1 protein-coding gene is annotated in these 389 nt (G+C 65.6%); it reads right to left on the minus strand.

Going from position 1 to position 389, the window contains the following annotated elements; genetic code table 11:
* Nucleotides 1–151: 151 nt before the first annotated feature.
* A partial coding sequence (locus tag DBV14_RS33770; RefSeq protein WP_260396852.1) for a tripartite tricarboxylate transporter substrate binding protein occupies nt 152–389 on the minus strand: 238 nt, incomplete at its 5' end.

Genomic DNA, 389 nt, shown 5'->3' on the forward strand with positions numbered 1-389 from the left:
GCGGCCCAGAGGGGCTGATCGCACCGCACCGCATACCGGGCGCTTGTCGTGAGGTTGATGCCATCAGCCCGTACTCCGACCCTCTCCCAAAGGGGGGAGGAGTTCAAGGGCTCAACCCCCATCACCGCCCCCCGCCCCCACCTCGAACGAATCAATCGGCCTTGATCCCCGCAGCCTTGATCACTTGCGCCCACTTCTCCACTTCAGCCTTCTGGAACGCCGCGATCTGCGCGGTCGACAGATCGGCGGGCTCCATGCCGAAGCCCTTCAGCTTGTCCTGCATCTCCGGCGTTGCGAGGATCTTGCGGATCTCCGTGTGCAGTCGGTCCACCACCGGCCCCGGCGTACCCGCCGGCACGAAGATCGCCTGCCACGACACCACCTCGAAA

Origin of the sequence: Variovorax sp. KBW07, assembly GCF_003852515.1 — a bacterium.
Classification (GTDB): Bacteria; Pseudomonadota; Gammaproteobacteria; order Burkholderiales; family Burkholderiaceae_C; genus Variovorax.